The 2,871-nt window shown below is 62.1% G+C and carries 2 protein-coding genes; one reads left to right on the plus strand and one right to left on the minus strand.

Annotated elements, in window-relative coordinates; all coding sequences use genetic code 11:
* Nucleotides 1-1,320: Na/Pi cotransporter family protein (locus G3480_RS25890; RefSeq protein WP_164657088.1), on the plus strand; the 1,320-nt coding region annotated here is incomplete at its 5' end.
* A gap of 207 nt (nucleotides 1,321-1,527) precedes the next feature.
* On the opposite strand, the gene G3480_RS25895 is transcribed toward G3480_RS25890, so the two are convergent.
* On the minus strand, nucleotides 1,528-2,463 hold the full coding sequence (locus tag G3480_RS25895; RefSeq protein WP_164657089.1) for a CHAD domain-containing protein: 936 nt from the start codon (nucleotides 2,461-2,463) through the stop codon (nucleotides 1,528-1,530).
* Nucleotides 2,464-2,871 lie beyond the last annotated feature (408 nt).

Raw genomic sequence — 2,871 nt, forward strand, 5'->3', positions numbered from 1 at the left:
GCCATGATGCGTTTCCTGAGATGCATAAGTGGCTTGCACGCTATCCCAAGAAGCCACATCAATGCAAGGCCGCACTCCTTCGGCATGGGCGTGATGAGCGACGGCATGGCGCCGCTGCGCAGCTATGAGCCCTTCCTCGACGTCATGGCCCAGATGGAGAATCCGCTCATCGGTATCGCCGTGGCAGCGGCCTTCACCGGGCTCATCCAATCATCGGCGGCGACGACGGGCATCGTGATCGTCATGGCCAGCCAAGGCTTCGTCAATCTGCCCACGGGGATCGCCTTGGCGTTTGGAGCGAACATCGGCACCTGCGTGACGGCTTTGCTGGCGGCTATTGGCAAGCCGCGCGAAGCGGTGCGTGCGGCGCTGGTTCATATCCTCTTCAATGTCGCCGGCGTCATCATTTGGATCGGATTCATCGGACAGCTGGCCGATTTCGTCGAGTGGATCTCGCCCCAGTATCCGGAGCTGGACGGCAGCGCTCGCCTTGCGGCGGAGGTGCCGCGCCAGATCGCCAATGCGCACACCCTGTTCAATGTCGCCAATACTTTCTTGTTCATCGGCTTCACGACCCAGTTTGCCCGTCTCGCGGAGTGGCTGATTCCGGATCGGCCCTTGGGTGAAGAGATGTTGCTGGTACGCTCTAAGTATCTGGATGAGGACCTGCTCGCGACGCCCTCGCTGGCGCTGGATCGCGTGCGATTGGAGACGCTGCACATGGGCGAGCGGGTCGAGGAGATGCTCGCGCGGATCATGCCCGCCATCTTGAGCGGAAACCGGGAGACCCTGCGTGACATCGAGCGCATGGACGACGCCGTGGATACGCTGCATGCGCAGATCATCGCCTACTTGGCGAAGATCAGTCGCCAAAGCCTGACCGAGGCCCAGACCGGCGAGCTGATCCGGCTCATGGACGCCGTCAACGATTTGGAGAACATCGGCGACATTATCGAAACCAATCTCATCGTCCTGGGCAATGAGCGCATCGATGCCGGGGTTTCCATCAGCCAGCCGACCCGCGAGGTTCTGAGCGAACTCCATGCCGCCGTGACCCGCTCGGTCGAGGCCGCCGTGCATGCCGTGGCCCAGCGCAATGAGCTGGCGGCGCGGACCGTGACCTCCATGAAGCAGGAGATCTCGCATATCGCGGATTCCGCCGCTGTTCATCAGGCCAGAAGGCTGGTGGCGGAGGAGCCGAATCGCATCCCTGCCTACACCATCGAGATCGACATCATCGAGAAGCTCAAGCGGATCTATTACTTCGCCAAGCGCATGGCGAAGACGGTGCCAACAGCGGATTCGTCAGAGGTGCTTTGATGCCTTGTGATCTTGTGGCGCGGCTGTAAGCGCCGATCCTCAAGGCTGAGGTGATTTCCGGGAAACAACAGACCCAGCTCAGCGTTTTGCAGGATGGGCACGTCCGTCTCGCGCCGAGGTGACGCTCAAGCCTCGAGTGCGGACGTTGCCCATCCTACCGACCCGCGCCTTTGGGGCAGGTGATTTCTGGAATTCGCCCGAGCAACTTCAGCTTGTCGCCGATCCCTTTTTCCACCAGGGATGCTTGGCGCTGACGAATTCATCCCAGTTGTCGTCGAAGCTCGCCAGCAGCTGGTGGAATTCGCAGCTGCGCCAGCCGACGACCGCGCCGGCATAGAGCAGGACGTCGCCCTTGTCAGCACCGGCGCAGATGTCTTCCAGGAGTTGGCGGGTGACGGCGACATCGTTCATGACGCCGAGCAAGTCTTGTAGACCCTTCATGTGCTCGATGAATGCGTCCATGCCACCGAAGAGCGGGAGGAAGAATTCCGCGGCATAGCGCAGCTTCTTGCACTCGATGCGCAGCTGGTGCATCTCGAGATGATTGTTGCGATCGACATTGGTGCCGGCCGCGAGGACCTTGCGCTCTTGTTTGTCGAGCAGTTGGCGTGCGTAGAGCGTGACGCTTGATTGCAATCGCTTAGCGCGCTTCTTCTTGAGCTTCGCCTGCTCCCAAGGGCGCGTGCTGATCCAAGCGGGAAACTCAGCGCGAAAGCGCTCGAAGCGCTCGCCATCGAGCATGGGGCGAACCTGCTCCCCATAGATTTGCGCGCGCCGAGCCTCGGCCAGTGCTTTCAGTGCTGACTCACCGGGAAGCTGCACGGGAGCGACAGCGGCCAGCCCCTCGGCAATGAAGACATCCAGATCGCGCGCCTGGCCGAGCTGGCTGCCGATCCAGCGCAGCTCTTCTCGCCAGAACGCGGTCAGCTCCTTGGGGATGGCGTCGCGGAAGAGGCTGATGGCGGAGCGCATGCGCCGCACCGCGACGCGGGTTTGATGCACCCCCTCGATGTCCGTCCAATCGCGCGCGGTCTCCAGCCAGGTGAGCAGGTAGGCGTGGTTGTGGCCCAGGATACTTGCGAAGGCCTCGCTGGTGCTTTGGCTGGCATTGATGGGCGGGGGGGATTTGGATTTTTTCGGCACAGCGTTCGTCTCGGCTCCGCAGCATGGGGCGTCTTTCGCCGTTGATCCTAAGGCGATGGGCTCGCAAGCTCGATGGTGAGGCTCGGCGCCCAGGCGGCTTATCTTTACGCTGCTTGCACGGTTGAGTGCAAGGACTCGCAGGGTTTTCTTAAGGCTAGTCGTCCGGAGGGAGTCTGCAACCCGTGACCATCAAGGAACGCGCTTGCAGCTCGAAGGCGATCCTCTGGCTTGTCGTGGTGGTGGGAGCGGCGCTTCGCCGCGAACGGGGCAAGGGGGGCGTCGCGCCGGGGCGGCGCGCCCAGGAGTCGTCATGAGGGGCTTCAAACAGCCGCTTAGCAAGTGTCCATCAATTGTTTCCCGATGCGAGCGATGCCGCCCGAAATCCCCCCTAGCCCCCCTTTGCGAAAG

This window comes from Thiorhodococcus mannitoliphagus, from assembly GCF_010915725.1.
GTDB lineage: Bacteria > Pseudomonadota > Gammaproteobacteria > Chromatiales > Chromatiaceae > Thiorhodococcus > Thiorhodococcus mannitoliphagus.